This is a genomic window from Bradyrhizobium sp. UFLA05-112 (assembly GCF_053572325.1).
Genome location: NZ_JBANBK010000037.1, coordinates 56,883 through 80,655 on the forward strand (window position 1 = coordinate 56,883; position 23,773 = coordinate 80,655).

At 64.4% G+C, this 23,773-nt stretch carries 23 protein-coding genes and 1 pseudogene; 16 read left to right on the forward strand and 8 right to left on the reverse strand.

The genetic code is table 11. From position 1 onward, the window contains the following. Positions 1-198 precede the first annotated feature (198 nt). Positions 199-963 carry a M15 family metallopeptidase gene (locus SO180_RS21840; protein WP_449380917.1) on the reverse strand — a complete coding sequence of 255 codons (765 nt, stop codon included), beginning with the start codon at positions 961-963 and terminating at the stop codon, positions 199-201. A gap of 216 nt (positions 964-1,179) precedes the next feature. Between SO180_RS21840 and SO180_RS21845 the strand changes: the two genes are divergently transcribed. The 4 genes from SO180_RS21845 (at position 1,180) to SO180_RS21860 (ending at position 5,413) form a co-directional block, all read left to right on the forward strand. After that, a complete protein-coding gene (locus tag SO180_RS21845; protein ID WP_027522965.1) occupies positions 1,180-2,133 on the forward strand; it encodes an aspartate carbamoyltransferase catalytic subunit in 954 nt (317 codons plus the stop codon). Positions 2,134-2,138: 5 nt separating this feature from the next. Continuing rightward, positions 2,139-3,440, forward strand: a complete 1,302-nt coding sequence (locus SO180_RS21850; RefSeq protein WP_449380918.1) for a dihydroorotase — start codon at positions 2,139-2,141, stop codon at positions 3,438-3,440. Positions 3,441-3,466: 26 nt separating this feature from the next. Beyond that, positions 3,467-4,063, forward strand: coding sequence for a glycerol-3-phosphate 1-O-acyltransferase PlsY (plsY, locus tag SO180_RS21855; RefSeq protein WP_449380895.1), 597 nt, complete (start codon positions 3,467-3,469; stop codon positions 4,061-4,063). Positions 4,064-4,213: 150 nt separating this feature from the next. After that, positions 4,214-5,413, forward strand: coding sequence for a patatin-like phospholipase family protein (locus tag SO180_RS21860; RefSeq protein ID WP_449380896.1), 1,200 nt, complete (start codon positions 4,214-4,216; stop codon positions 5,411-5,413). Here SO180_RS21860 and SO180_RS21865 read toward each other — a convergent pair. After that, a complete protein-coding gene (locus tag SO180_RS21865) occupies positions 5,405-6,646 on the reverse strand; it encodes an amidase (RefSeq protein WP_449380897.1) in 1,242 nt (413 codons plus the stop codon). The two genes, SO180_RS21860 and SO180_RS21865, sit on opposite strands and share 9 nt — an antisense overlap. A gap of 91 nt (positions 6,647-6,737) precedes the next feature. Between SO180_RS21865 and dprA the strand changes: the two are divergent. Then, a pseudogene (gene dprA, locus SO180_RS21870) lies at positions 6,738-7,879 on the forward strand (DNA-processing protein DprA). A 132-nt stretch (positions 7,880-8,011) separates the two neighbouring features. On the opposite strand, the gene SO180_RS21875 reads toward dprA, so the two are convergent. Next, positions 8,012-8,422, reverse strand: coding sequence for a winged helix-turn-helix transcriptional regulator (locus SO180_RS21875; protein WP_449380898.1), 411 nt, complete (start codon positions 8,420-8,422; stop codon positions 8,012-8,014). Positions 8,423-8,505: 83 nt separating this feature from the next. Between SO180_RS21875 and SO180_RS21880 the strand changes: the two genes are divergently transcribed. After that, positions 8,506-9,111 carry an FMN-dependent NADH-azoreductase gene (locus tag SO180_RS21880; RefSeq protein WP_449380899.1) on the forward strand — a complete coding sequence of 202 codons (606 nt, stop codon included), beginning with the start codon at positions 8,506-8,508 and terminating at the stop codon, positions 9,109-9,111. A 72-nt stretch (positions 9,112-9,183) separates the two neighbouring features. Here the strand turns inward: SO180_RS21880 and SO180_RS21885 are convergent, their stop codons facing one another. Beyond that, on the reverse strand, positions 9,184-9,366 hold the full coding sequence (locus SO180_RS21885; RefSeq protein WP_449380900.1) for a hypothetical protein: 183 nt from the start codon (positions 9,364-9,366) through the stop codon (positions 9,184-9,186). A 163-nt stretch (positions 9,367-9,529) separates the two neighbouring features. Further along, positions 9,530-10,303 carry an SDR family NAD(P)-dependent oxidoreductase gene (locus SO180_RS21890; protein WP_449380901.1) on the reverse strand — a complete coding sequence of 258 codons (774 nt, stop codon included), beginning with the start codon at positions 10,301-10,303 and terminating at the stop codon, positions 9,530-9,532. A 119-nt stretch (positions 10,304-10,422) separates the two neighbouring features. Here SO180_RS21890 and SO180_RS21895 point away from each other — a divergent pair, with 119 nt between their 5' ends. Further along, a complete protein-coding gene (locus tag SO180_RS21895) occupies positions 10,423-10,890 on the forward strand; it encodes a winged helix-turn-helix transcriptional regulator (protein WP_449380902.1) in 468 nt (155 codons plus the stop codon). Positions 10,891-10,901: 11 nt separating this feature from the next. Here SO180_RS21895 and SO180_RS21900 read toward each other — a convergent pair whose 3' ends face one another. Next, complete coding sequence (locus SO180_RS21900) at positions 10,902-11,429, reverse strand: hypothetical protein (RefSeq protein ID WP_449380903.1); 528 nt, start codon at positions 11,427-11,429, stop codon at positions 10,902-10,904. 279 nt (positions 11,430-11,708) lie between these two features. On the opposite strand from SO180_RS21900, the gene SO180_RS21905 reads away from it, so the two are divergent. Further along, positions 11,709-13,154: an adenylate/guanylate cyclase domain-containing protein gene (locus tag SO180_RS21905; RefSeq protein WP_449380904.1), complete on the forward strand. Its 1,446-nt coding sequence runs from the start codon at positions 11,709-11,711 to the stop codon at positions 13,152-13,154. 219 nt (positions 13,155-13,373) lie between these two features. Here the strand turns inward: SO180_RS21905 and SO180_RS21910 are convergent, their stop codons facing one another. Then, positions 13,374-13,613, reverse strand: a complete 240-nt coding sequence (locus SO180_RS21910; RefSeq protein WP_449380905.1) for a hypothetical protein — start codon at positions 13,611-13,613, stop codon at positions 13,374-13,376. 226 nt (positions 13,614-13,839) lie between these two features. On the opposite strand from SO180_RS21910, the gene topA reads away from it, so the two are divergent. The 4 genes from topA to SO180_RS21930 are packed head-to-tail and all read left to right on the forward strand — an operon-like array spanning position 13,840 to position 20,146. Beyond that, the gene (gene topA, locus SO180_RS21915) at positions 13,840-16,581 is read left to right on the forward strand and encodes a type I DNA topoisomerase (protein WP_449380906.1); all 2,742 of its coding nucleotides are present in this window, start codon (positions 13,840-13,842) and stop codon (positions 16,579-16,581) included. Between the two features lie 7 nt (positions 16,582-16,588). Beyond that, positions 16,589-18,937, forward strand: coding sequence for a ribonuclease R (gene rnr, locus SO180_RS21920; protein ID WP_449380907.1), 2,349 nt, complete (start codon positions 16,589-16,591; stop codon positions 18,935-18,937). Continuing rightward, positions 18,925-19,365, forward strand: coding sequence for a DUF983 domain-containing protein (locus SO180_RS21925; protein WP_449380908.1), 441 nt, complete (start codon positions 18,925-18,927; stop codon positions 19,363-19,365). The genes rnr and SO180_RS21925 overlap by 13 nt, the downstream gene beginning before the upstream one ends. Before the next feature lie 31 nt (positions 19,366-19,396). Then, entirely contained in the window at positions 19,397-20,146 is a 750-nt protein-coding gene (locus tag SO180_RS21930) for an NUDIX hydrolase (protein WP_449380909.1), read from the forward strand. An 11-nt stretch (positions 20,147-20,157) separates the two neighbouring features. On the opposite strand, the gene SO180_RS21935 is transcribed toward SO180_RS21930, so the two are convergent. Beyond that, positions 20,158-20,700 carry a hypothetical protein gene (locus SO180_RS21935; RefSeq protein ID WP_449380910.1) on the reverse strand — a complete coding sequence of 181 codons (543 nt, stop codon included), beginning with the start codon at positions 20,698-20,700 and terminating at the stop codon, positions 20,158-20,160. Between the two features lie 235 nt (positions 20,701-20,935). On the opposite strand from SO180_RS21935, the gene SO180_RS21940 reads away from it, so the two are divergent. The 4 genes from SO180_RS21940 to SO180_RS21955 form a co-directional block, all read left to right on the forward strand. Further along, positions 20,936-22,261 (forward strand): LLM class flavin-dependent oxidoreductase, encoded by a 1,326-nt coding sequence (locus tag SO180_RS21940; RefSeq protein ID WP_449380911.1) that lies wholly within the window; start codon positions 20,936-20,938, stop codon positions 22,259-22,261. Between the two features lie 124 nt (positions 22,262-22,385). Next, positions 22,386-22,553, forward strand: a complete 168-nt coding sequence (gene rpmG / locus SO180_RS21945) for a 50S ribosomal protein L33 (protein ID WP_449380912.1) — start codon at positions 22,386-22,388, stop codon at positions 22,551-22,553. Positions 22,554-22,682: 129 nt separating this feature from the next. Continuing rightward, positions 22,683-23,186 (forward strand): hypothetical protein, encoded by a 504-nt coding sequence (locus SO180_RS21950; protein ID WP_449380913.1) that lies wholly within the window; start codon positions 22,683-22,685, stop codon positions 23,184-23,186. A gap of 160 nt (positions 23,187-23,346) precedes the next feature. After that, a partial coding sequence (locus tag SO180_RS21955) for a transposase (RefSeq protein WP_449380914.1) occupies positions 23,347-23,773 on the forward strand: 427 nt, incomplete at its 3' end.

Here is a 23,773-nt window from a genome sequence, read left to right on the forward strand (position 1 = left end):
AGTGTTCCCGATTGATCACGATATCGCAGTGGGGCAATCCCTCACCTCTCCCGGAGGGAGAGGTCGGAGTGCGCAGCACTCCGGGTGAGGGGATCAGGTCCCTCGATAGAGCTGTTCCCCTCACCCGCGCCTTCGGCGCGACCTCTCCCTGTGGGAGAGGTAATCCGACTCCTGGCTGCCCAAACGACCATCTGCACTCTACCTCGTCCGCGGCTGGATCGGGAAATCATAGGCCGCCCCGCCAGCCCCCGGCAGGGAAAAATGCCACCACTCCTTCGAATAGTTCACAAAGCCTTGCCGGGCCATCGCAGCGACCAGCCGCTTGCGCCAGGCCCGCTGATCGGCCGTGATCATTGGCGCTGCGGTATGGCCCTTCGCATCCGTGCAGTCATAGCCCGTGCCCATGTCAACGCTGCCTTCAGGCGGCCGAGCCTCGACCGGCGCCGTGCAGTCGCCATAGGCCTTCGCGGGATCGTATTTGGCGGAGTTGTCGGCCTTGAGATCGATGAGCGTGAGATCGAGCGCAGCACCGGTGGAATGCTGCGAGCGGCTCGCGATATAGCCGAGCCGGAACAGCTCGGTCTTGGGAATCTTGGGGTTGTAGCGCCGCTCGGCCGCCGGCTCGCGGCCGTTCTGCGCCCACGCCACCATATCGAGGGACGCACGCACCGGCCGATAGCAATCGAACATCTTCAGCGAGAGGTTTTGGCCGGCGAGCTCCTGCTGGATCGCTTTCAGCCGCAGCCCCACCTCCCGCTTCACCACGCATTCGCCGGCGCCATAGCCGCTCAGCGGATGGCCGGTGAAATTGTTCGAGGTCGCGTAGCGGATGTCCTGGACGATGCTGGGATCGATGTCGCGCAAGTACACGAAGCCGCCGGGGAGCGGTTGGGCGTGGGCTTCGCCAACGAGTGCTGCGACCAAGAGCGCTGACAAAATTGCTTTCAAGGGAAGCTCCCACATCGTCATGGCCGGGCTGGTCCCGGCCATCCACGATCTTCTATCGCATTTGACGCAAAAAGAACGTGGATGCCCGGGACAAGCCCGGGCATGACGGAGGAGACTGCAACAGCCCAAATTGGGGCACCAAACGTTTGCCAGATCAGATCAGGGGATAACTCACTTCCCTACCTTTGGCCCTTGCCCCCTCACCCATCCCCGCCTATAGCTCTGCTTTTAATGACCCCTGCATCGAAATCGACCTTCGTCCTCGGTCACCGGCATCTGCTGGGTATCGAGGGCCTTTCCGCTGCCGACATCACCGGCCTCCTCGACCTGTCCGAGGAATATGTCGAGGTGAACCGCCAGGTGGACAAGAAACGCGCCGTCCTGCGTGGACGGACGCAAGTGAACCTGTTCTTCGAGGCTTCCACCCGCACCCAATCCTCATTCGAGATCGCCGGCAAACGCATGGGTGCCGACGTCATGAACATGTCGGTCTCCTCCTCCTCCATGAAGAAGGGCGAGACGCTGATCGACACCGCAGTGACGCTCAATGCCATGCACCCGGATATCCTGGTGGTGCGGCATCACGCCTCCGGCGCGGTGGAACTTCTGGCCCGCAAGGTTGACGGTTCCGTGATCAATGCCGGCGACGGCGCGCATGAGCACCCGACGCAGGCGCTGCTGGACGCGCTGACGATCCGCCGCAACAAGGGCCGAATCGAGGGCCTCGTGATCGCGATCTGCGGCGACGTCCTGCATTCGCGCGTTGCCCGCTCCAACATCATCCTCCTCAACACCATGGGTGCCCGCGTCCGTGTCGTCGGACCCTCCACGCTCTTGCCGCCCGGCATCGAACGGATGGGCGTCGAAGTTGCGCGCGACATGCGCGAGGGCCTGGAAGGCGCCGACATCGTCATGATGCTGCGCCTCCAGCGCGAGCGCATGAACGGCTCCTTCGTGCCGTCCACCAGCGAATACTTCAACTATTTCGGGCTGGACCAGAAAAAGCTCGCCTACGCCAAGCCCGATGCGCTGGTGATGCATCCCGGTCCCATGAACCGCGGCGTCGAGATCGACACCGCGGTCGCCGACGGCGCGCAGTCCCTGATCCGCGAACAGGTGGAGATGGGCGTCGCCGTGCGCATGGCGGTGCTGGAAGCGCTCGCCCGTAACCTGCCGAACGCGTGATGCCAATGCTGACCGACCGCCGCCCGATCCTGCTCGCCAACGCCCGCGTCGTCGATCCCTCCAGGGACTTTGACGGCGTCGGCGACGTCCTGATCGCCGACGGCATCGTCCGCGAGACCCGCCGCGGCATCGGCGCGGCTGGCGTCCCCGAGGGCACCGACATCGTCAACTGCTCCGGCAAGATCGTCGCTCCCGGCCTGATCGACATGCGCGCCTTCGCCGGCGAGCCGGGCTACGGCCATCGCGAAACCTTTGCGAGCGCGAGCCAGGCGGCGGCGACCGGCGGCATCACCACCGTGATCTGCCAGCCGGACACCTTGCCGGTCATCGACAATTCGGCGACCGTCGACTTCGTGATGCGCCGGGCCCGCGACACCGCGATCGTCAACATCCAGCCGATGGCCGCCCTGACCAAGGGGATGCGTGGCGAGGAAATGACCGAGTTCGGTCTCCTGAAAGCCGCCGGCGCGGTCGCCTTCAGCGACGGCGACCGAAGCGTCACCAATGCGCAGGTGATGCGCCGCGCCCTCACCTATGCGCGCGATTTCGACGCGCTGATCGTGCACTACACCGAGGATCCCAACCTCGTCGGCGAAGGCGTCATGAACGAGGGCGAGTTCGCGACCCGCCTCGGCCTGATGGGCATCCCGAACGCGGCGGAAGCCGTGGTGCTGGAGCGCGACATGCGCCTCGTTGCGCTGACCGGCGGCCGCTATCACGCGGCCTCGCTCTCCTGCATCGACTCGCTCGATATTCTCAAGCGCGCCCGCGATGCCGGTCTTGCCGTCAGCGCCTCGGTCTCGATCAACCATCTCGCGCTGAACGAGAACGATATCGGGCCCTACCGGACGTTCCTGAAGCTATCGCCGCCGCTGCGCACCGAGGACGACCGCCGGGCCCTGGTTGCGGCCGTCGGCTCCGGCCTCGTCGACGTCATCATGTCCGACCACAATCCGCAGGACGTCGAAGGCAAGCGCCTGCCGTTTGCGGAAGCAGCTCCCGGCGCTGTGGGCCTCGAGACGATGCTGTCGGCGGGCCTGCGACTGGTACATAATGGCGAGATGGAACTGAACACGCTGATCCGGGCAATGTCGACGCGGCCGGCCGAGCTGCTCGGCCTGCCCGGCGGCACCTTGCGCGCCGGCGCGCCGGCCGACGTCATCGTGATCGACGCCGACACGCCCTGGGTGCTCGATCCGGCCGATCTCAAATCGCCCTGCAAGAACACGCCGTTCGACGAAGCCCGCTTCTCGGGACGGGTGGTGCGCACCATCGTCGGCGGGCGGACGGTGTTCGAGCATGTCTAAACTGCGCCGGCCAGGGAGACGCCGCGATGGGAATTGAAGCTGTCCTGCCAGTTGCATTCCTTGTCGGCTATTTCCTGGGCTCGATCCCGTTCGGGCTCGTCCTGACACGCCTTGCCGGCACGCAGGACCTGCGCACGGTCGGCTCGGGCAACATCGGCGCGACCAACGTGCTGCGCACCGGCCGCAAGGGACTGGCGGCAGCGACGCTACTCCTCGACGCACTCAAGGGCACGGTTGCGGTGGTGGTTGCGGGCTATCTCGCCGGGCCCGATGCAGCGATGCTGGCAGGGCTCGGCGCCTTTCTCGGCCATCTCTTCCCGGTCTGGATCAAGTTCAAGGGCGGCAAGGGCGTTGCGGTCTATATTGGCATCCTGCTTGGCCTGTTCTGGCCGGGCGCGCTGTTCTTCTGCCTGCTCTGGCTCGCCACTGCCTTCACCACGCGCTACTCCTCGCTCTCGGCGCTGGTCGCAGCCTTCGTGACGCCGATCTTCCTGTGGTGGTTCGGCCACCTCGCACTCGCCTCGCTGTTCGCGGTGCTGACGCTGCTTTTGTTCTACATGCATCGCGAGAACATCAAGCGATTGCAATCGGGCACCGAGAGCCGGATCGGCCAGAAATCATAATCCGGAAAAAATACGGATATCGCCGCACCTCCTCCGCAATATATGCCAATTCCTGTTCGCAACTTTCGGCTTGTTTCCCGGCCGGAGTGGTCAACGGGTCCGAGGCCTGTCATCCTGACGGCAGAAAATGGCGTTACGCGGTAGCTCAGAATGAGCGAGACGATTGTCGACATGCATGACGAGGGTAGCTTGCAGGGTGCTGCGCGCACGCGCGCAAGCATGCTGCTCTCCGCCGCGGACATCTGGTCCAGTGCGCCCTCTCCACCTCCTGTTGCTGAGATTGCGCCCGCATCACCGCTGTCGCCCGCTCCTGCTCCGGTCGCGCCAGCAGTTCCACTGATCGAACCTGTGACCGCCGTTGCAGCCGTCGCGCCGAGCGTGACACCCTCCGAGCACTGGCCGCCTCGAAGATTGTCGCTGGCACTCCAGGGCGGTGGCACCTTTGCGGCTTTCACCTGGGGCGTGCTGGAGCGCCTGCTGGAAGAGCCGGGAATCGAATTCGACACCATCAGCGGCGCCAGCGCGGGCGCCATCAACGCGCTGCTAGTCGCCGGCGGCCTCGCCGAGGGCGGCCGCGAGGGCGCGCGGGCGCGCCTCGAGCGGTTCTGGGTGCGGCTGATGCACGAGGCCTCGTTCCGCTCGCTGATGCTGGTCGGCGGCTTTTCGCCGGCGGGAAGCTCTGTGGCATTCGGGCCGACGCTGCGCTCCGGCCAGTTCGATCCGTTCGACCTCGATCCGCTGCGGCAGGCGCTGTCCCGCGACATCAATTTTGCGGCGCTGCGCGACAAGGCCTGCCCCAGGCTCCTGATCGCGGCGACACGGATCCGCGACGGGCACCAGCAGGTGTTTTCGAACGAGGCGATCACCGCCGACGTCGCGCTGGCTTCGACCTGCCCGCCGCTGGTGCATTGCGCGATCGAGGTCGACGGCGATGCCTATTGGGACGGCGGCTATGGCGGCAATCCGCCGCTGGTGCGGCTGGTACAGGAGTCGCGCGCGTCCGACGTGCTGGTCGTCCAGGTGACGCCCTCGCGCGACAGCTACGTGCCGATCACGCTCGCCGCGATCGACCGCCGGCTCGACCAGATCGCGGCCAACGCCGCGCTCAACGCCGAGGTCGCCGCGGTGGAATGGGCACGCACCGGCACCGCCCCCGCGCTGCGGCTATTCAGGATCGCGGCGGAAGACGAGATCGAGGGGCTGGCGCAGCGCTCGTCGACCGATCTCGGCCGCGGCTTCATCCGCCTGTTGCACCGGAGCGGCCGCACTGCTGCCGACCGCTGGCTGCGGCGGGAGACGCGTAGCGAGCCGTCCGTCCAGCGCACGCGCGCCGAGCCCGCGCTAGTTTGACGCCGCGAGCGCGTTCTCGAGGAAGCGCGCGGCGGCCAGCGCGCCCGCATCATTGCCAAAGCGCGCGATGAGCTGCACGCCGACCGGCAGGCCTTCCACCTTGAGAGCCGGCACGTTGACACAAGGATTGCCCATCAGCGTCCACAGCCGGTTGTAGCGGGGATCGCCGGTCGACGAGAGCCCCTTTGGCGCGGTGCCCGGGGCCGAATAGGTCAGGAGCACGTCGACCCCCTCAAAGACTTCGCCGAGCTCACGGCGGCCGCGGCGGCCGATTCGGCGCGCCTCGTCGTATTGGCGCGACGTGACCCCAACCGTTGCATCGAGGGTCGCGCGCAGCATCGGCGCGATCTCGTCGTGACGTTCGGAAAACTCCCAGGCGAGCGCACGATGCGCCTCAAAATCCTGGATCACGGGGTGAATGCGCCAAGCCTCCTGCACCATCTCGGGCAGGTCGATCTCTTCCACGCTCGCACCGGCGCGCGTCGCGGCCTTGATCGCCGCGCTGAGCCCCTGCTCAGCCGCCGGCTCGACAGGACCGGCGAACGCCTGCCTGACCACGCCGATGCGCGGCGACGTTGCCGCGACGATGTCGGAGAATTCGACCCGGCCGGTCATCCCGAACAATCCGCGCGCGATGTCGTCGACACCGGCACCGAACAGTCCGACCGTGTCGAGCGCCCAGGAAAAACATTTGACGCCCACCGTCGGCAGCAGACGGAACGACGGTTTGATCGCGGCAACCCCGCAATAGGCCGCGGGCCGGATCACCGAGCCGCCGGTCTGCGTGCCCACCGCCAGCGGGATCATGCCGGCAGCTACCGCAGCCGCCGAGCCAGCGGAAGATCCACCCGGCGTGTGGCCGGGATTGTGTGGATTGAGCGTGACGGTCGGATCGCGCGAGGCAAACGCCGTCGTTGTGGTCTTGCCGATGATGGTGGCGCCCGCGCGCTTGAGCATCATCACGACCGGCGCGTCGGCACGCGGCTGCCAACCCTTGTAGATCGCGGAGCCCATCTCGGTCGGGAAGTCCGCGGTGTCGATGATGTCCTTGATGCCGACCGCAACGCCGCGCAGGGGACCTGAGCCTTGCGCCTTCGCAGAGTTGGCGTGGCAGACGAAGGCCCGGACGTCGTTCTCCCGCCCCTCGATCGCCTCCAGCGACTGCGCGATAGCGGCGTCCGGCGAAAGCTCGCCCCTCTCGATGCGGAGCTGGAGATCGGCGAGTGAGATCATGGCCCAAATCCTTCTTGTTGGGAGCGTTTTTAGCATCGCGAGGAAGTCGCGCAAGCGCAGCGCCCTGTTGCCCACGCGCCCAGGTTGTTCCATGCTGTGCGCGCAAGGAGACACCGTGGACGCCATCACCACCACAACAGCCCTCACCGAGGCCGAGCGCATCGACCGCTTGCGCCTGATTCGCTCGGACAATGTCGGTCCGCGCACTTTCCGTTCGCTGCTCGATCATTTTGGCAGCGCGCGCGCCGCGTTGGAGCGGCTGCCGGACCTTGCGCGCCGCGGCGGCGCGGCGCGATCGGGACGCATCTGCTCCGCTGACGAAGCGAGAGCCGAGCTCGCGGCAAGCCGGAAGTTCGGCATGAGCTGGCTCGCGCCCGGCGAGGACGGTTATCCCTCGCGGCTTGCGACGATCGACGATGCGCCGCCACTGCTCGCGGTGCGCGGCGACGCCGCCAGCTTGATGCGGCCGATGATCGCGATCGTCGGCTCGCGCAATGCCTCGGGCGCCGGGCTCAAATTTGCAGGCCAGCTCGCGCGCGAGCTTGGCGAGGCCGGCTTCGTTATCATCTCGGGCCTTGCGCGCGGCGTCGACCAGGCCGCGCACCGCACGAGCATCGCCAGCGGCTCGGTCGCCGTGCTCGCCGGCGGCCATGACTGCATCTATCCGCCCGAGCATGTGGACCTGCTCGCCGCGATCCTCGACCAGAGCGGCGCTGCCATCTCCGAGATGCCGCTCGGCCACGAGCCGCGCGCACGCGACTTTCCCCGCCGCAACGCCTGATTTCGGGCGCCTCGCTTGGAGTCGTGGTGGTGGAGGCCGCACAGCGATCGGGCTCGCTGATCACCGCGCGCATGGCGGCCGAACAGGGCCGCGAGGTCTTTGCCGTGCCGGGCTCGCCGCTCGATCCGCGCGCCGCCGGCGCCAACGATCTCATCAAGCAGCGCGCAACGCTCGTCACGGAGGCTGCCGACATCATCAATGCGGTGCAGCCGATCATGGAAAGACCGATCATGCATCCGGCCGGTGAGCCCGACAGCGAACCCTTCGAAACCGATCCGCAAGGACATGATCGCGACCAGATTATCGGCCTGCTCGGCCCCGTGCCCATTTCGATCGACGATCTCGTGCGCATGTCCGGCGCCTCGCCAGCGATCGTCCGAACCGTGCTGCTGGAACTCGAGCTCGCCGGACGCCTGGAGCGCCACGGCGGTGGTCTGGTCGCCCTGCTCTAAAGCGCGATCGGAAAAAGATCGAAAACAACCCCATGCAAAGTAGAAAGCACGCCACAGGCGGGCGTCGCAGGCGCCCGAGGTGGACGGGGCTAAACCGCTCCAACCAAAAGCAATTCAGCCCAACAGCTCACATCAACCCTCATTCCGTTTGTCGAACCGCGCCCGCGCCGCCTCGATCTCGGTCTGGTGCGCCCGCGCCCACATCCCGAGCGCGACGACGGGCTGCGCGAGCCCGCGGCCCAGATCAGTCAGCTCGTAATCCACGCGTGGTGGAATGGTCGGGAAGATCGTGCGCGTGACGAGCCCGTCGCGCTCCAGCCCGCGCAGCGTCAGGGTCAGCATCCGCTGCGAGATGCCGGCGATCATGCGCTTCAGCTCATTGAAGCGCTTCGGCCCGTCGCCGAGCATCATGATCACGAACACGCTCCATTTGTCGCCAACCCGGGCAAGGATGGAAGCGACGCCGCGGCAGTCGGCATGGTCGGGATGCGGCACCGGCAAGGCAGGCAAATCGCTGTGTGTTGGTTTCAAAGATGTGCCCATGGCTCAAAAAAGTGCGTTCTTGCGGGGATTTCGGCAGTCACTCATGTAGTGCGGGTTACAAATCTATACCATGGGTGACCCAAATGAAACTCCTCCATATCGACTCCAGCGTGCTCGGCCCCCACTCCGTCAGCCGGCAGGTTTCGGCGGCCATCGTCGACCGGCTGCGCCAGGCCACGCCGTCCCTCGACGTCGTCTATCGTGATTTGACCCAGGTGCCGTTCGCGCACCTTTCCGGATCGCACCTTGCCGCCGCGCAAGGCGGCCCGGCGCCGGCCGAACTTGAGCCCGACCTCGCCGCCAGCAAGACCGCGCTGGATGAATTCCTCGCCGCCGAAATCGTCGTGATCGGCGCGCCCATGTACAATTTCACCATCCCGAGCCAGCTCAAGGCCTGGATCGACCGCATCATCGTGGCAGGAAAGACCTTCCAATACGGCGCCACCGGACCTGAAGGCCTTGCCGGCGGCAAGCGCGTCGTCGTGGCGATCTCCCGCGGCGGCTATTACGGCGCTGGCACGCCGCTCGCTGCCCTGGAGCACCTCGAAACCTATCTGCGCAGCGTGTTCGGCTTCATCGGGATCAGCCCGGAATTCATCATCGCGGATGGCATCCAGGTCGGGCCGGACCACCGCGAGAAGGCCATCGCAGGCGCGCTTGAGGCCGCGACCAGCCTGCGCGCGGCATAGGCTTCACGCCAACGCCATCTGTCGCCGCCACATGCGGGCGGCGGCGGTTGCATGAGCATTCCGCTCATGACGCTAAAACCACATCCCCTGAATGCCCAGGATGACGGCGACAAGCGAGATGAACAGTCCGATGCACGAGAACAAGGCGACCGCAACGAGCTGATGGCTGTCGGATTTCTTCGCGGGGATGGCGGAACGTTCGGTGTAAATACGCGGTGCTGAAATCGACGAAAGAATTCGAGCTGCTTTCGGCATAACGGGCTCCCTTAAATGGGTCTTATGACCCTGCCCATAGAAATGTCTGTGCAGCGCACGCAAAGGTTCAACGCCTTCACGGACAGTTTTGAAATATGTCCTGCAGACGAGGGAACCGGCCGGCGCAACCGCGTGAGGCCGGTTCAATTTTCACTTCATTCGATCAGCCGCGAAAGATTGGCGCGCCCGCAGGCGAGCCGGTCGCGCCGCCATCGACGAAGATCTCCGCGCTCTGGACGTGCGCGGAATCATCGGAGGCGAGAAACAGCACCGTCTTCGCAATGTGATCTGCTTCACCAATTCGGCCCAGCGGCGTGGTCTTGGCGATGCGGCCTTCCAGCGCGGCAAAGGCCTCGTTGGTCGGTGCGGTGCCCTTCCAGATCGGCGTGCGGGCCGCGCCCGGCGCCACTACGTTGACGCGGATATTGCGCGGCGAGAGTTCGGACGCCATCACCCTCGCCATCGCGCGCACGCCGGCCTTGCTCGCGGCGTAGGCGGAATAGCCGGGATTGCCGAGCACCGAGATCACCGAGCCATTGAGAATGATGGAGGCGCCGTCATTGAGATGCGGCAGCGCCGCCTGCACGGTGAAGAACACCGACGTGATGTTGGTGCGGATCACCTGCTCGAAGGCGGACAGCGTAGTGCCGCCGAGCGGGGTATTGCCGGGGATGCCGGCATTGGCAAAGACGATGTCGAGCTTGCCGAATTTTTCGACCGCGCGCGCGATCGCCTTCTCGGTCGCGGCGACGTCGTTGATGTCGGCTTCCACCGCAAGACCGCTCGCCCCGAGTTCCTTCGCCGCAGCCTCCAGCGTCTCCTTGTTGCGCCCCGTGATGGTGACCCTGGCGCCCTCGGCCACGAACAGCTTTGCCGTCGCAAGCCCGATGCCGCTGTTGCCGCCGGTGATGAATGCCGTCTTGCCCTTCAGTCTCACGCTCGCCTCCGATGGTTGCATAATGAAACCTGATTGCCATTTAGGGCATCCGGTTTTATAATGCAACCACACAAGCGCGTGATCGGCGCGATGGCGGACAAGCAGACGGAAACGGCACGATGGTGAAACGAACGAGCTTTGAAGGAGACTCCTGCCCGATCGCGCGATCGCTGGAAGCGATCGGCGACTGGTGGTCGCTCCTCATCATCCGCGAGGCGCTGTTCGGCGTGCGTCGCTTCGGCGAGTTCCAGAGCAAGCTCGGCATGGCCAAGAACATCCTCGCCACGCGGCTGCGCGCGCTCGTCGACCACGGGATCCTGAAGATCGCGCCCGCCTCCGACGGCAGCGCCTATTCTGAATATGTGCTGACGCCGAAGGGCCGCGGCGTTTTCCCCGTGCTGGTCGCGCTCCGGCAATGGAGCGAGGAGTTCGACGACCGCCCCGAGGAGATCGCGACCATCCTGGTCGATCGTGACAAGGGCCGCCCGGTACGAAGGCTCGAGCTGCGCGCGGAGGATGGACGGGTGCTGAGTGCGGCCGACACGACGCTGAAGGCGCGATCGCGGCGGAGCCGGAACGCGGGTTAGCGGATGTTGGCTTATCCCGGCGGAGCGGAAACGCTCCGCTTGTCGGTGATTGACCCTGACGGGACACCTATCTCCACAGCGTTAGGTCGTATGCCGCGACGGGCCATTTCCATCCGATCCGAATCGAATGAGCCTTTCGGTTTGCAATCCGACATGATGGATGAATATCCCTTCCTCTTGCCGATCGGCGCCGAGGGTTTCCCATCCAAATCAATAAACCAGTAATACGAGCGGCAGTTCGTGTCAGAAGATGCAGCCGCAGCGCAGACCCTTGGCAACCGAGATTCGCAGTAGGTTACATCCTGATAGAAATGCATCGGCACGCCCTCGCATTCGACGCTCCAGGTCCAAATGCTCACTCTCGTGATTGAACAGGCATCCCTGTGAAGCGCGTAGGCGATCTCGAGTCCCGGTATTTCCAATGCTTTGAGGGAAAGTTGCATGGCCTCCTCGGTTGAGGGAGCATTGACCAGCCTAAAGGCGGTCCAGATGGCGTAGGCTCCCACGCCAACAAGCGCTGTGATGCCAAGCAGTTTCATTTGCAGCTCATCGGCAGAGTCGTCAAAGCGACGAAGTAATATCGTGTCTCGCAAGAAGTGGCATTGTTGCTTTCAATCAACGTCGCTCACAACCTAGACGCTACTCACGCAAAAGACACGAGAGGCAAATGCTCACGATTAATAGATAGTTGCTCGCGCAGTCCCGCCCCAAAGCATGCATTTGTCCCTGGGGTTTTATGCTACTCTTGGACGGCCGGAAGATGGTGCCATCTTCGCTGACATGTGAAGTCCAACCTCGTCGACGACTTGGGTGGGAAAATGCATCACGTTCAAGAGAGGCTGCTCGAAAGCAAGATGACCGAGGTCGAGCAGGCCCGGTCCTGGAGCCCGCGCGTCATCTCCAAATTCGAAAGCTTGATCCGGGGTGGCGACGACCTCTCGCTTTATCGCATCAATCCGCTTTCCTTTGCGCGCGACCGCGCCATCAGCGAAGCAGAGAGCATCGACCTGTTTCTCCATGCCGCGCGGAGCGGTCTGTTCGACATGAGCTGGGATGTCGTCTGCCCCCAGTCCGGCATGGTGCTCGACAGTTTCGGCGCCTTGCGAACCCTGAAAACCCACTATGTCTGCGGCCTGTGCGATGTCTCTGGCGACACGGACCTCGATGACTTCATCGAAGTGACTTTCACGGTTTCCCCGCAGCTTCGAAGGCTTCCCTTCCACGATCTGGCGTCGCTTTCGGTCGAGGATTTCCACTGGAAGGCCCGCTTTCTCACCGACGGGCGCTTGCCGGGTCAGCCGATCCGCTTTCTTGACGTCCTGCGCGGTCTCGTTCGCGGCTTGTCGTTCTTGCCTCCGGGCTCCACAACGTCGCTCATGGTCGAGCTCGGCCCCGGCGCGCTTGCAGGCGTCAATGTGCAGACCCAGGCCAGCTTCGCAGTGAATGTGGTGGGCGAGCCCGCATCGGCTCCGACGCGCTTGCCAATCAAGTATGATGGACGCCGTTTTTCTCCGCTCGCATCCGCCGTGCCGCCCGGGCCGGTGGTGGTTGAGGTGGAAAATAGCTCTGCGACACGCGGCTCCTTGCTTCTGATCAACTGGCCGCCCGAGATCCTGGCGCAGACGGTCAAGCCCGCGCTCGACTTCGATCCCTATCTGTCAGGCGGCATGCTGCTCGCCCGACAGACTTTCCGACGACTGTTCCGGTCGGAGCGTGTCGATGAGAAGGAAGGCCTCGGCATCAGGCAGGTGACCCTGCTGTTCACGGACCTGAAGGGATCGACGGCCATGTACGAGCGGCTTGGCGACCTCAACGCCTATGCGCTGGTACGCGAGCACTTTGCCCTGCTGGGCTCAACCGTTCAGCAGCACTCGGGCGCGATCGTCAAAACGATCGGCGACGCCGTGATGGCCGTGTTCTCGCGCCCGGCCGATGCCGTCTCGGCCGCGCTGCACATTCTGGCTGATATCGAGCGCTACAATGCCGAGCATGGCGATCCCAGCATCATCCTGAAGATCGGAGCCCATTGCGGTCCCTCGATCGCGGTCACGTTGAACGAGAACCTCGACTATTTCGGACAGACCGTGAATGTGGCGGCGCGTGTCCAAGCGCTGGCCGGCGCCGGGGAAATTTGCCTTTCGGAAGCGCTCTATGCGGCACCCGGGGTAAGTCAACTTCTCGCCGGTCGCAACGTCGTCGCGTTCGACGCACCGCTTCGGGGTGTCGAGGGAGCAGCGTGCGTCTATCGCGTGACGGACATGTAGACCGCAGCCGCAGCAAATGACGACGTGGAAGCAGTGGCGCGCCGCTCATGCAGCCGCTGTAGGGTGGGCAAAGCGAAGCGTGCCGACCAATTCCGTCGACGCAAGGGAGGCAGAAGGGTGGGCACACTTTCGCCTTCGCTCTTCGATAAGGCGAAAGCTTTGCCCACCCTACGGCAGTCCTGCTTTCATGACATCGGAGAACGTGGCCCGCTCCGAGCTTCACGACAGCTTGCGCTTGCTGCGGAGGCGGATGTGCTCGTCGGCCTCTAACTGGGTCATGCCGAGGAGATAATGCAGCACGTCGAGCCTGTGGCGCTCGGCGATCTGGCGCAACTGAGCCACCTGCTCGGCGATGAACGCGACAGCTTCGTCCGCCCCGCCCTCGCCCGGTTCCTCGCTCCGCGAACGCTTTCCTCCGGCCGACGCGGTCGGCGGCCGCTTCCTTGCTGGTTTCGTCACCAGACCCCATCCGAATCCTTGCCCACCTTCGACTCTACGCCGCCCACCCCACAACTCAAAGGCGGTATTATACAACTTTCGCGATATGAAACTTTGCTCATTTTCGGCCCGTTCAACACCGCTCGATTTGACAGGGACGGCCTCACCACCCATGTTCGGGACGAAACGGCCGACCCGAGTCCCTTCGAATTTGGCCTAGATTTCTCCCGTAAGTTACTGGAACTACATGAATATCGTCATTGTCGAGTCGCCGGCGAAGGCCAAGACGATCAACAAGTATCTGGGCTCGTCCTACGAGGTTCTGGCCTCGTTCGGCCATGTCCGGGACTTGCCGGCGAAGAACGGTTCGGTCGATCCGGACGAAAATTTCAAGATGATCTGGGAGGTCGACCCCAAGGCTGCCGGCCGGCTCAATGACATTGCCAAGTCCCTGAAGGGCGCCGACCGCCTGATTCTGGCCACCGACCCCGATCGCGAGGGCGAGGCGATCTCCTGGCACGTGCTTGAGGTGCTGAAAGAGAAGCGCGCGCTGAAGGACCAGAAGATCGAGCGCGTGGTGTTCAACGCCATCACCAAGCAGGCGGTCTCGGAAGCGATGAAGCATCCACGCCAGATCGACGGTGCGCTGGTCGACGCCTACATGGCGCGCCGCGCGCTGGATTATCTGGTCGGTTTCACCCTCTCCCCCGTGCTGTGGCGAAAGCTGCCGGGCGCCCGCTCGGCCGGCCGCGTGCAGTCGGTGGCGCTGCGCCTCGTCTGCGACCGCGAGCTCGAGATCGAGAAATTCGTCGCCCGTGAATACTGGTCGCTGATCGCAACCCTGTTGACGCCGCGCGGCGACGCCTTCGAGGCTCGTCTCGTCGGCGCCGACGGCAAGAAGATCCAGCGGCTCGACATCGGCACCGGCGCGGAAGCGGAAGACTTCAAGAAGGCGCTGGAACTGGCTACCTACGCGGTGACCGCGGTCGATGCCAAGCCCGCCCGGCGCAATCCGCAGGCGCCCTTCACGACCTCGACACTCCAGCAGGAAGCCAGCCGCAAATACGGCTTTGCACCCGCGCATACGATGCGGATCGCACAGCGGCTCTATGAGGGCATCGACATCGGCGGCGAGACCACTGGACTTATTACTTATATGCGTACCGACGGCGTGCAGATCGCGGGTGAAGCAATCACCCAGGCGCGCAAGGTGATCGGCGAGGACTACGGCAACGCCTACGTGCCGGACAGCCCGCGCCAGTACCAGACCAAGGCCAAGAACGCGCAGGAAGCGCACGAAGCGATCCGCCCGACCGACCTCTCCCGCCGTCCCGCCAGCATGGCCCGCAAGCTCGACGCCGACCAGGCCAAGCTCTACGAGCTGATCTGGAAGCGCACCATCGCGAGCCAGATGGAAGCGGCTGAGCTGGAGCGCACCACCGTCGACATCACGGCAAAGGCAGGCGCCCGCACGCTGGAGCTGCGCGCCACCGGGCAGGTCATCAAGTTCGACGGCTTCCTGGCGCTCTACCAGGAGGGCCGCGACGACGAGGAGGACGAGGACTCTCGCCGCCTGCCCGCGATGAGCGAGGGCGAGGCCGTCAAGCGCCAGTCGCTGTCCGTCACCCAGCATTTCACCGAGCCGCCGCCGCGCTTCTCGGAAGCCTCGCTCGTCAAGCGCATGGAAGAGCTCGGCATCGGCCGGCCCTCGACCTATGCCTCGATCCTCCAGGTCCTGAAGGACCGCGGCTACGTCAAGCTCGAGAAGAAGCGCCTGCATGGCGAGGACAAGGGCCGCGTCGTGGTCGCGTTCCTGGAGAGCTTCTTCAGCCGCTACGTCGAATACGACTTCACCGCGGGTCTGGAGGAGCAGCTCGACCGCATCTCCAACAACGAGATCTCCTGGCAGCAGGTGCTGAAGGACTTTTGGCGCGACTTCATCGGCGCCGTCGACGAGATCAAGGATCTGCGCGTCGCGCAGGTGCTCGACGTGCTCGACGAGATGCTGGGGCCGCACATCTATCCGCCCCGCGCCGATGGCGGCGACGTCAGGCAGTGCCCGAGCTGCGGCAGCGGCAGGCTCAACCTGAAAGCCGGCAAGTTCGGCGCCTTCGTCGGCTGCTCGAACTATCCGGAATGCCGTTACACGCGCCAGCTCGCCGCGGACGGCGAGACCACCGCTGACCGTTCGCTCGGTCAGGATCCCGACACCGGTTTCGACGTCTGGGTGAAGGCCGGCCGTTTCGGGCCGTATATCCAGCTCGGCGAGCAGAAGGACTATGAGGAAGGCGAGAAGCCGAAGCGCGCCGGCATCCCGAAGGGCACCTCGCCCGGCGATGTCGACCTCGAGCTTGCGCTAAAGCTGTTGTCGCTGCCGCGCGAAATCGGCAAGCATCCGGAGACCGGTCAGCCGATCACCGCCGGTCTCGGCCGCTTTGGGCCATTCGTGAAGCACGAGAAGACGTACGCCAGCCTGGAAGCCGGCGACGAGGTGTTCGACATCGGCCTCAACCGCGCGGTGACGCTGATCGCGGAGAAGGTCGCGAAGGGCCCGAGCCGCCGCTTCGGCGCCGACCCCGGCAGGGCGATCGGCGACCACCCGACGCTCGGCACCGTCACCGTGAAGAGCGGCCGCTACGGCGCCTATGTCACGGCAGGTGGCGTCAACGCGACGATCCCTGCCGAGTTCGAAAAGGACGCGATCACCCTGCCCCAGGCTATCGCGCTGATCGACGAGCGCGCGGCCAAAGGTGGCGGCAAGACCAAAGCAAAGAAGGCGAAGGCGACCAAGACCACGGCAAAGACTGCCGAGGGCGAGGATCCGCCCAAGCCAGCAAAGAAACCGGCCGCGAAAAAAGCCGCGGCCAAAACGAAATCTGAATCAACCAGCAAGGCACGCGCAGCCGTGTCGTCGACGGCCAAGACGTCGCCGACCAAGGGATCTGCCGCGGCCAAGGCACCGGCCAAGAAGAGTGCCGGCAAGAATTAGAGGTTAAGTGAAACGTAAGAATGACCATGGCTTTCCCGACCGGAACGCCATCGTCGCCTTCATCAAGGCAAATCATGGAAACGTCGGAACCCGCGAGATCGCGCGCGAGTTCGGCCTGAAGAACGCCGACCGCATCGAGCTCAAGCGCATGCTGCGCGAGCTCGCCGATGACGGAATCATCAAGAAGAAGCGCCACAAGGTTTCGGAGCCGGACAGCCTGCCGCCAACGCTCCTCGCCGACATCACCGGCCGCGACGCCGATGGCGAGTTGATCGCCTCCCCCGCCGAATGGGACGAGGTCGAGAGCGGCGAACCGCCGAAAATCCTCATCGAGATGCCCCGCCGGCCGAAGCCGGGCACGGCGGCCGGCGTCGGCGACCGCGCCCTGCTTCGCATCGAGCGCTCCGACGAGACCGAAGGCCCCGCCTGGCGCGGCCGCATCATCAAGGTCATCGACAAGGCCAAGAGCCGCATCCTCGGCGTCTTCCGCAGCCTGCCCGAGGGCGGCGGACGGCTCGTACCGGTCGACAAGAAATTTGCCGACCGTGAACTCAACATTGCGAAGACCGAGACGCAAGGCGCAGAGGATGGCGACCTCGTCAGCGTCGACATCGTGCGCTCGCGCGGCTTTGGCCTGGCCTCGGGTCGGGTGAAAGAAAAGCTCGGCTCGGTCAAGTCGGAGAAGGCGATCAGCCTGATCGCGATCTACGCCCACGACATCCCCCTGCAATTCTCCCCAGGCGCGATGCGCGATGCGGAAGCTGCGGAGCCGGCGAACCTGAAAGGGCGCGAGGACTGGCGCGACGTCCCGCTCGTCACCATCGATCCGCCCGATGCCAAGGATCATGACGACGCGGTGCATGCGCAAGCAGACGAGGATCCCAACAACAGGGGCGGCTTCATCGTCAATGTCGCGATTGCGGATGTGAGCTTCTACGTCCGCCCTGGCACTGCGCTCGACCGTGATGCGATCGACCGCGGCAACTCCGTCTATTTCCCCGACCGCGTCGTGGCGATGCTGCCGGAGCGGATCTCCAACAATCTGTGCTCGCTGGTGCCGGGCGAGCCGCGCGGCGCACTTGTCGTGCGGATGGTGATCGGCCCCGACGGCCGCAAGCGCTCGCACTCGTTCCATCGCATCCTGATGCGCTCGGCCGCCAAGCTGCACTATGCGCAGGCGCAGGCCGCGATCGACGGCCGGCCGGATGACACCACCGGCCCCCTGCTCGATCCGATCCTCAAGCCGCTCTATGCCGCCTACGCCTGCGTCAAGCGCGCCCGCGACGAGCGCGATCCGCTCAATCTCGATCTGCCCGAGCGCAAGATCCTGCTGAAGAGCGACGGCACGGTCGATCGCGTCGTCGTACCCGAAAGGCTGGACGCGCATCGCCTGATCGAGGAGTTCATGATCCTCGCCAACGTCGCGGCGGCCGAGATGCTGGAGAAGAAGTCGCTGCCGCTGATCTATCGCGTGCACGACGAGCCGACGCTGGAAAAGGTCCACGCGCTTCAGGAGTTTCTGGAGACGCTCGACGTTCCCTTTGCCAAGAGCGGCCCGCTGCGCCCGACCCTGTTCAACCGCGTGCTGGCTCAGCTCGAGGGGCACGACTACTACCCGCTGGTGAGCGAGGTGGTGCTGCGCGCACAGGCGCAAGCCGAGTACTCCGCCGAGAATTATGGCCATTTCGGTCTCAATCTGCGCCGCTACGCGCATTTCACCTCGCCGATCCGCCGCTACGCCGATCTCGTCGTGCATCGCGCGCTGGTTCGCGCGCTGGGCCTTGGCGAAGGCGCGCTGCCCGACAGCGAGACACCGGAAACCCTAAGCGAAGTCGCCGCGCATATTTCAGTCACCGAGCGGCGCGCGATGAAGGCCGAGCGCGAGACCGTCGACCGGCTCATTGCGCATCATCTCGCCGATCGCATCGGCGCGACCTTCCAGGGCCGCGTGTCCGGGGTCACGCGTGCCGGCCTGTTCGTCAAGCTCGACGACACCGGCGCCGACGGGCTGATCCCGATCCGATCCCTCGGCACGGAATATTTCAACTATGACGAGAGCCGCCATGCCCTCGTCGGCTCGCGCAGCGGTGCCATGCATCAGCTGGGTGATGTCGTCGACGTCCGTCTGGTAGAAGCTGCTCCCATTGCCGGCGCGCTGCGCTTCGAGCTGTTGTCGGCGGGCGAGAGCGCGCCGCGTGGCCGCAGGGATTTTCGTCCGCAGCGCAAAGCGGCGAAGGCGCGACCCGGACGCAGTCCCGAGACGAGGCGCAAGCCGGAGAAGCAGAAGAAGTCCGGCAAGGGCAAGAAGGGCAAGGGCGCGAAAGGCAAGGGAAAGAACAAGGCATGGAAGCGATGAGCACCACGCCAAAGATCTGGACGCGCGAGACCGGCCTCGTCGAGAAGCGCGACGTCTGGGGTGCGATGAAGCGCGGCTTTCGCGGCCGCTGCCCGCGTTGCGGCCAGGGCAAGCTGTTCCGCGCGTTCCTCAAAACCGCGGACAACTGCTCATCCTGCGGGCTCGACTTCACGCCGCATCGCGCCGACGATCTGCCGGCCTATCTCGTGATCGTCATCGTCGGCCACATCGTGGTGCCGAGCATCCTCTGGATCGAGACCAACTACACCACGCCAGCCTGGATCAGCTTTGCGGCCTATCTCCCCTTCACCTTCATCGCCTCGCTCGCGCTCTTGCAGCCGGTGAAGGGCGCCGTGGTCGGCCTGCAATGGGCCCTGCGCATGCACGGCTTTGACGACAATCCGCCGGATGGTATTCCGCCGGTGTAACAAGAATGAAGAAAACCGTTCGGGTGAGGAAATGACTGAAGCGGCGCAGGCGGAAAAAGAAAGGGTTCACGACGAGAAGGAGCCCGATCACCATCCTTATTTTCGGCCGAAGGATGCCGCCACCCTGATCCTCGTTGATCGCAGCGGCTCCATTCCAAAAGTGCTGGTCGGCAAGCGCCACGACAAGGTGGTGTTCATGCCCGGCAAGTTCGTCTTCCCCGGCGGCCGCGTCGACAAGGCCGACTATCGCGTGCCCTGCGCGGCGCCGATCACGCCGGAGCTTCAGGCCAATCTGTTCAAGGGCAGCCCGAGGACGGAGGCCTCGCGTGCAAAATCGCTTGCGATCGCCGCGATCCGCGAGGCCTGCGAGGAAACCGGTCTCTGCCTCGGGCGTCAGCACGACGGCAACGCGCCGAAGCTTGACGGCCCCTGGCAACCGTTTGCCGATGCGGGCCTCCTGCCCGATCCCTCCGGCCTGTTCCTGATCGCGCGCGCAATTACGCCCCCCGGCCGCGTCAAGCGCTTCGACACGCGCTTCTTCACCGCGGATGCCTCTGCCATCACCCATCGTGTCGAGGGCGTGGTGCATGCCGATGCCGAGCTGGTCGAGCTGGTCTGGGTCGAGCTCGGCTCACAGCCGCTCGCCGACCTGCATCCGATGACGCGGAACGTGCTCAATGAGCTGGACAAGCGGCTCGCCACCGGCCCGCTCCGCCATGACGCACCGGTGCCGTTCTTCCATTTCTACGGCGGCAAGATGCAGAAGGATATTTTGAGCTGACCTGAGACGGATCACTCGTCCGCGTCAGGCTCCGTGCCGACATAGTCGCGTGCCGGAAGCTTGAGCTTGCGACCGAGCTCGTTCGCAAGTTCGGTCGCGTCTTCGCGCCTGGTGAAGCTCGACAGCGTGATCGGCGTGGTGCCCTTGTTGCCGCAGAGGTTGACGTCGTACACCGTCAGCTCCGCATCGCAGTCATCGGTGATGCTGATGAGGTGGTAGTCCGACAGATTGCGCGAGCTGCGGATATTCAGCGGGCCAAACTGCCTGGTGATGACGACCTGGCGCAGCGTCTCATTCAGAACGATGAAATAGCGGAATGTCAGCAGGATCAGACCGGGAATGCCGACCGCAAGGCCAAGACCCGTGAAGACCAGCACAGGCACCCAGTCATCGGCCAATCGACCGAATCCGGACAGGTCCTGTCGCAACCCGAGGGCGACGTTCCAAAGCAGGTAGGCGCTCGCCGCAAGCAGCGGCAGCGACAGCAGCCGGCCGATCCAGGGCATCGGCCGATCGATGCGAATTGTACCGTCCACCGCCATTGCGCTGGCCATTGCCTGTCTCCTCACGGGCCGAAGTCATCGCTTGGTCGGACCAGGACGCCGATCGGTTCGAGGGAGAAGCTCCCTCCTCCCGTCATTTCGGGGCGCGCCACTTGGCGCCAGCCCGGAATGACGAATGTGCTGAGGGGCGAGAGAAAAACAAAAAATTGTTCTGCGCGTGGCCGATGGCACAAGCGGGCGCCGCACCTATGTCATCTCGAACGACATCCAGCATGGACACGGGGCGATGGCACAACGGCAACTCAAGCTCGGGGCGTTCATGCGCCCGGTCTCAATCCACACCGGCGCCTGGCGCTATCCGGGCGCCTGGCCCGACGCCAATTTCAATTTCGGCCACATCAAGACGCTGATCAGGAAACTCGAGGCCGGCAAGTTCGATGCGTTCTTCATGGCCGATCACCTCGCCGTGCTCAACATGCCGATCAACGCCTTGAAGCGCAGTCACACCGTGACCTCGTTCGAGCCGTTCACGCTTCTGTCAGCGCTCTCCGCCGTGACCGAGCGCATCGGCCTGATCGCGACGGGCTCAACCACGTTCGACGAGCCCTATCACGTCGCGCGGCGTTTTGCTTCGCTCGACCATCTCAGCGGCGGTCGCGCCGGCTGGAATATCGTCACCACCTCGAATCCCGACGCGGCGCTGAATTTCGGTCTCGACGATCACATGGAGCACGCCGAGCGCTACAAGCGCGCGAGAGAATTCTATGATGTCGTCACCGGCCTCTGGGATTCCTTCGCAGACGATGCCTTCGTGCGCGACGTCGAAAGCGGCCTGTTCTTCGATCCCTTGAAGATGCATGTGCTCGACCACCAGGGCAAATATCTGAAGGTGCGCGGTCCCCTCAACATCGCCCGTCCCGTCCAGGGCTGGCCGCTCATCGTGCAGGCCGGTGCGTCCGAGGACGGCAAGCAGCTCGCCGCCGAGACCGCGGAGGCTGTGTTCACCGGCGGCGGGAGCCTTGCCGACGGGCAGAAGCTCTATGCCGACATCAAGGGCCGGATGGAGAAGGTCGGCCGCGATCCCGAGCATCTCAAAATCCTGCCCGGGGCTTTCGTCGTGGTCGGTGACAGCGTCGATGAGGCCAAGGAGAAGCGTGCGCTGCTTGACAGCCGCGTGCACTACGACAGCGCCATCGCCTCGCTCTCGGTCATCCTCGGCACGGACGCGAGCGGCTTCGACCCCGATGGACCGCTGCCGCCGATCCCGGAGACCAACGCCAGCAAGAGCGGCCGGCAGCGGATGGTCGACCTTGCGGCGCGCGAAAAGCTGACCGTACGCCAGCTCGCCCAGCGCGTCGGCGGCTATGGCGGGCTCTCCTTCGTCGGCACGGCCAAGACCATCGCCGACCAGATGGAGGAGTGGCTGGTCGGGCGCGGGTCCGACGGCTTCAACATCATGTTCCCGTTCCTGCCCGCCGGCCTCGACGATTTCGTCGACAAGGTCGTCCCGGAACTGCAACGGCGCGGGATTTTCCGGAAAGAGTACGAAGGGACCACTTTGAGGGAGAATCTGGGCCTGCCGCGGCCGAAAAACCGGTTCTTCGAGGGTTAATCGGGCCGATTTGGGCGAGTTTCTGGCCGCAAAACCTTGACTTTGGGCGGTTTGTGGCTAGGTTGCCGGCCAACGCGGGCCGTTTGGCCGGCTCCAGATTCCCTTCAATTTTGAGGTCCTGAACATGGCCAAAGCGGTCACCATCAAGGTCAAGCTCGTGTCCTCGGCTGACACCGGCTTCTTCTACGTCGCCAAGAAGAACTCGCGCACCATGACCGAGAAGCTGGTCAAAAAGAAGTACGACCCGGTCGCGCGCAAGCACGTCGAATTCAAGGAAGCCAAGATCAAGTAGGATCGCGGCAACACGCTGAAACGACTTTGACGGGGCCTTCGCGGCCCCGTTTTTATTTGCGGCCGTTTTTATTTACCGGTGTTGGTCGTAGCCTTGGCGTCCATGAGCGCAACCCTGAACGAGGGAAACGTGGGTGGCTACTCGGTCGCCTATGGCCGCGACGACACCTATTTCCCCGTCTACGTGACGGCGGCACTGGCCGCGATCTTCTGCACCGCCGCCCTCCTCACCGGCGCTTTCTACTGGCTCCTGCTCGCGGCGCTTGCAGCCAGCTTCACCTATTACAACATTCCGCTGCTCGAGACCGGCCGTCCCACCATCGGCGCCAATCAATACGGCATCTTCGTCCAGGCCTTCGGCCTGATCCGGTGGCGCGCCATCGAGCGCATCGATCTCGTCGAGATCGCCGAACGCGCGATGACCGTGCACGAGCTGCAAATAGTCCTCAACGCGCCGCTCACCAGCGCGCTGGTCGCCGACTGGCGCAAGCAGCCGTCCTGGCGCTGGCTGATGCGCCTGCCCTGGCGGATGAGCCACACCAACATGGTGCGGATCAATGTCGAGCCGTTCGACCAGCCGCCCGACATGATCCATCGCACCTTCCTGAGGATGTGGCGCTACTACCGCAGCTAGGGCGTACTCATGAATCCGTGATGTCCGCGTTCGGTGGTCGAGCAGACACGCGGCACCGAACCCGGCATGTCGGCTTGTGACCGATTCCGTTGAAAAAGGCCGCGGTTGCGACTCAGAGATACCAGTGATTCAGTCTGTCTAGTTGGCAGGACTGAAGATCATGATGGGACATCGGCAAGTCGAACAGGCTGCTTTGTTCTATGAGTTCTCGCTCGAGAGGCACGTCCCTTCCGACCATTTGCTTCGCTCGATCGATAGGTTTGTCGACCTTGAACAGGTCAGGCAGGATCTGGCGCCATTCTACAGCAGCATCGGCCGGCCTTCGATCGATCCGGAGCTAATGATCCGGATGCTTTTAATCGGCTACTGCTTCGGCATCAGATCGGAGCGGCGCCTTTGCGATGAGGTCCACCTTAATTTAGCCTACCGGTGGTTCTGCCGGCTCGGTCTGGACGGCGCAGTGCCAGATCACTCGACCTTTTCCAAGAACCGGCATGGTCGCTTCCGGGAGAGCGATCTGTTCCGTCGCGTGTTCGAAAGCGTTTTGCGCCGCTGCATCGAGGAGCGACTGGTCGGCGGTGAGGGAT

What these genes read in the sequence shown, in the direction of transcription:
- SO180_RS21885 (WP_449380900.1), bottom strand. Translation starts at nt 9,366, where the DNA reads ATGCCGAAAGCAGCTCGAATTCTTTCGTCGATTTCAGCACCGCGTATT.
- SO180_RS21935 (WP_449380910.1), bottom strand. Translation starts at nt 20,700, where the DNA reads ATGGCCAGCGCAATGGCGGTGGACGGTACAATTCGCATCGATCGGCCG.
- SO180_RS21895 (WP_449380902.1), top strand. Translation starts at nt 10,423, where the DNA reads ATGGTGAAACGAACGAGCTTTGAAGGAGACTCCTGCCCGATCGCGCGA.
- topA (WP_449380906.1), top strand. Translation starts at nt 13,840, where the DNA reads ATGAATATCGTCATTGTCGAGTCGCCGGCGAAGGCCAAGACGATCAAC.
- SO180_RS21880 (WP_449380899.1), top strand. Translation starts at nt 8,506, where the DNA reads ATGAAACTCCTCCATATCGACTCCAGCGTGCTCGGCCCCCACTCCGTC.
- SO180_RS21900 (WP_449380903.1), bottom strand. Translation starts at nt 11,429, where the DNA reads ATGAAACTGCTTGGCATCACAGCGCTTGTTGGCGTGGGAGCCTACGCC.
- SO180_RS21930 (WP_449380909.1), top strand. Translation starts at nt 19,397, where the DNA reads ATGACTGAAGCGGCGCAGGCGGAAAAAGAAAGGGTTCACGACGAGAAG.
- rpmG (WP_449380912.1), top strand. Translation starts at nt 22,386, where the DNA reads ATGGCCAAAGCGGTCACCATCAAGGTCAAGCTCGTGTCCTCGGCTGAC.
- SO180_RS21840 (WP_449380917.1), bottom strand. Translation starts at nt 963, where the DNA reads ATGTGGGAGCTTCCCTTGAAAGCAATTTTGTCAGCGCTCTTGGTCGCA.
- SO180_RS21850 (WP_449380918.1), top strand. Translation starts at nt 2,139, where the DNA reads ATGCTGACCGACCGCCGCCCGATCCTGCTCGCCAACGCCCGCGTCGTC.
- SO180_RS21845 (WP_027522965.1), top strand. Translation starts at nt 1,180, where the DNA reads ATGACCCCTGCATCGAAATCGACCTTCGTCCTCGGTCACCGGCATCTG.
- SO180_RS21940 (WP_449380911.1), top strand. Translation starts at nt 20,936, where the DNA reads ATGGCACAACGGCAACTCAAGCTCGGGGCGTTCATGCGCCCGGTCTCA.
- SO180_RS21865 (WP_449380897.1), bottom strand. Translation starts at nt 6,646, where the DNA reads ATGATCTCACTCGCCGATCTCCAGCTCCGCATCGAGAGGGGCGAGCTT.
- SO180_RS21860 (WP_449380896.1), top strand. Translation starts at nt 4,214, where the DNA reads ATGAGCGAGACGATTGTCGACATGCATGACGAGGGTAGCTTGCAGGGT.
- SO180_RS21875 (WP_449380898.1), bottom strand. Translation starts at nt 8,422, where the DNA reads ATGGGCACATCTTTGAAACCAACACACAGCGATTTGCCTGCCTTGCCG.
- SO180_RS21905 (WP_449380904.1), top strand. Translation starts at nt 11,709, where the DNA reads ATGCATCACGTTCAAGAGAGGCTGCTCGAAAGCAAGATGACCGAGGTC.
- plsY (WP_449380895.1), top strand. Translation starts at nt 3,467, where the DNA reads ATGGGAATTGAAGCTGTCCTGCCAGTTGCATTCCTTGTCGGCTATTTC.
- SO180_RS21925 (WP_449380908.1), top strand. Translation starts at nt 18,925, where the DNA reads ATGGAAGCGATGAGCACCACGCCAAAGATCTGGACGCGCGAGACCGGC.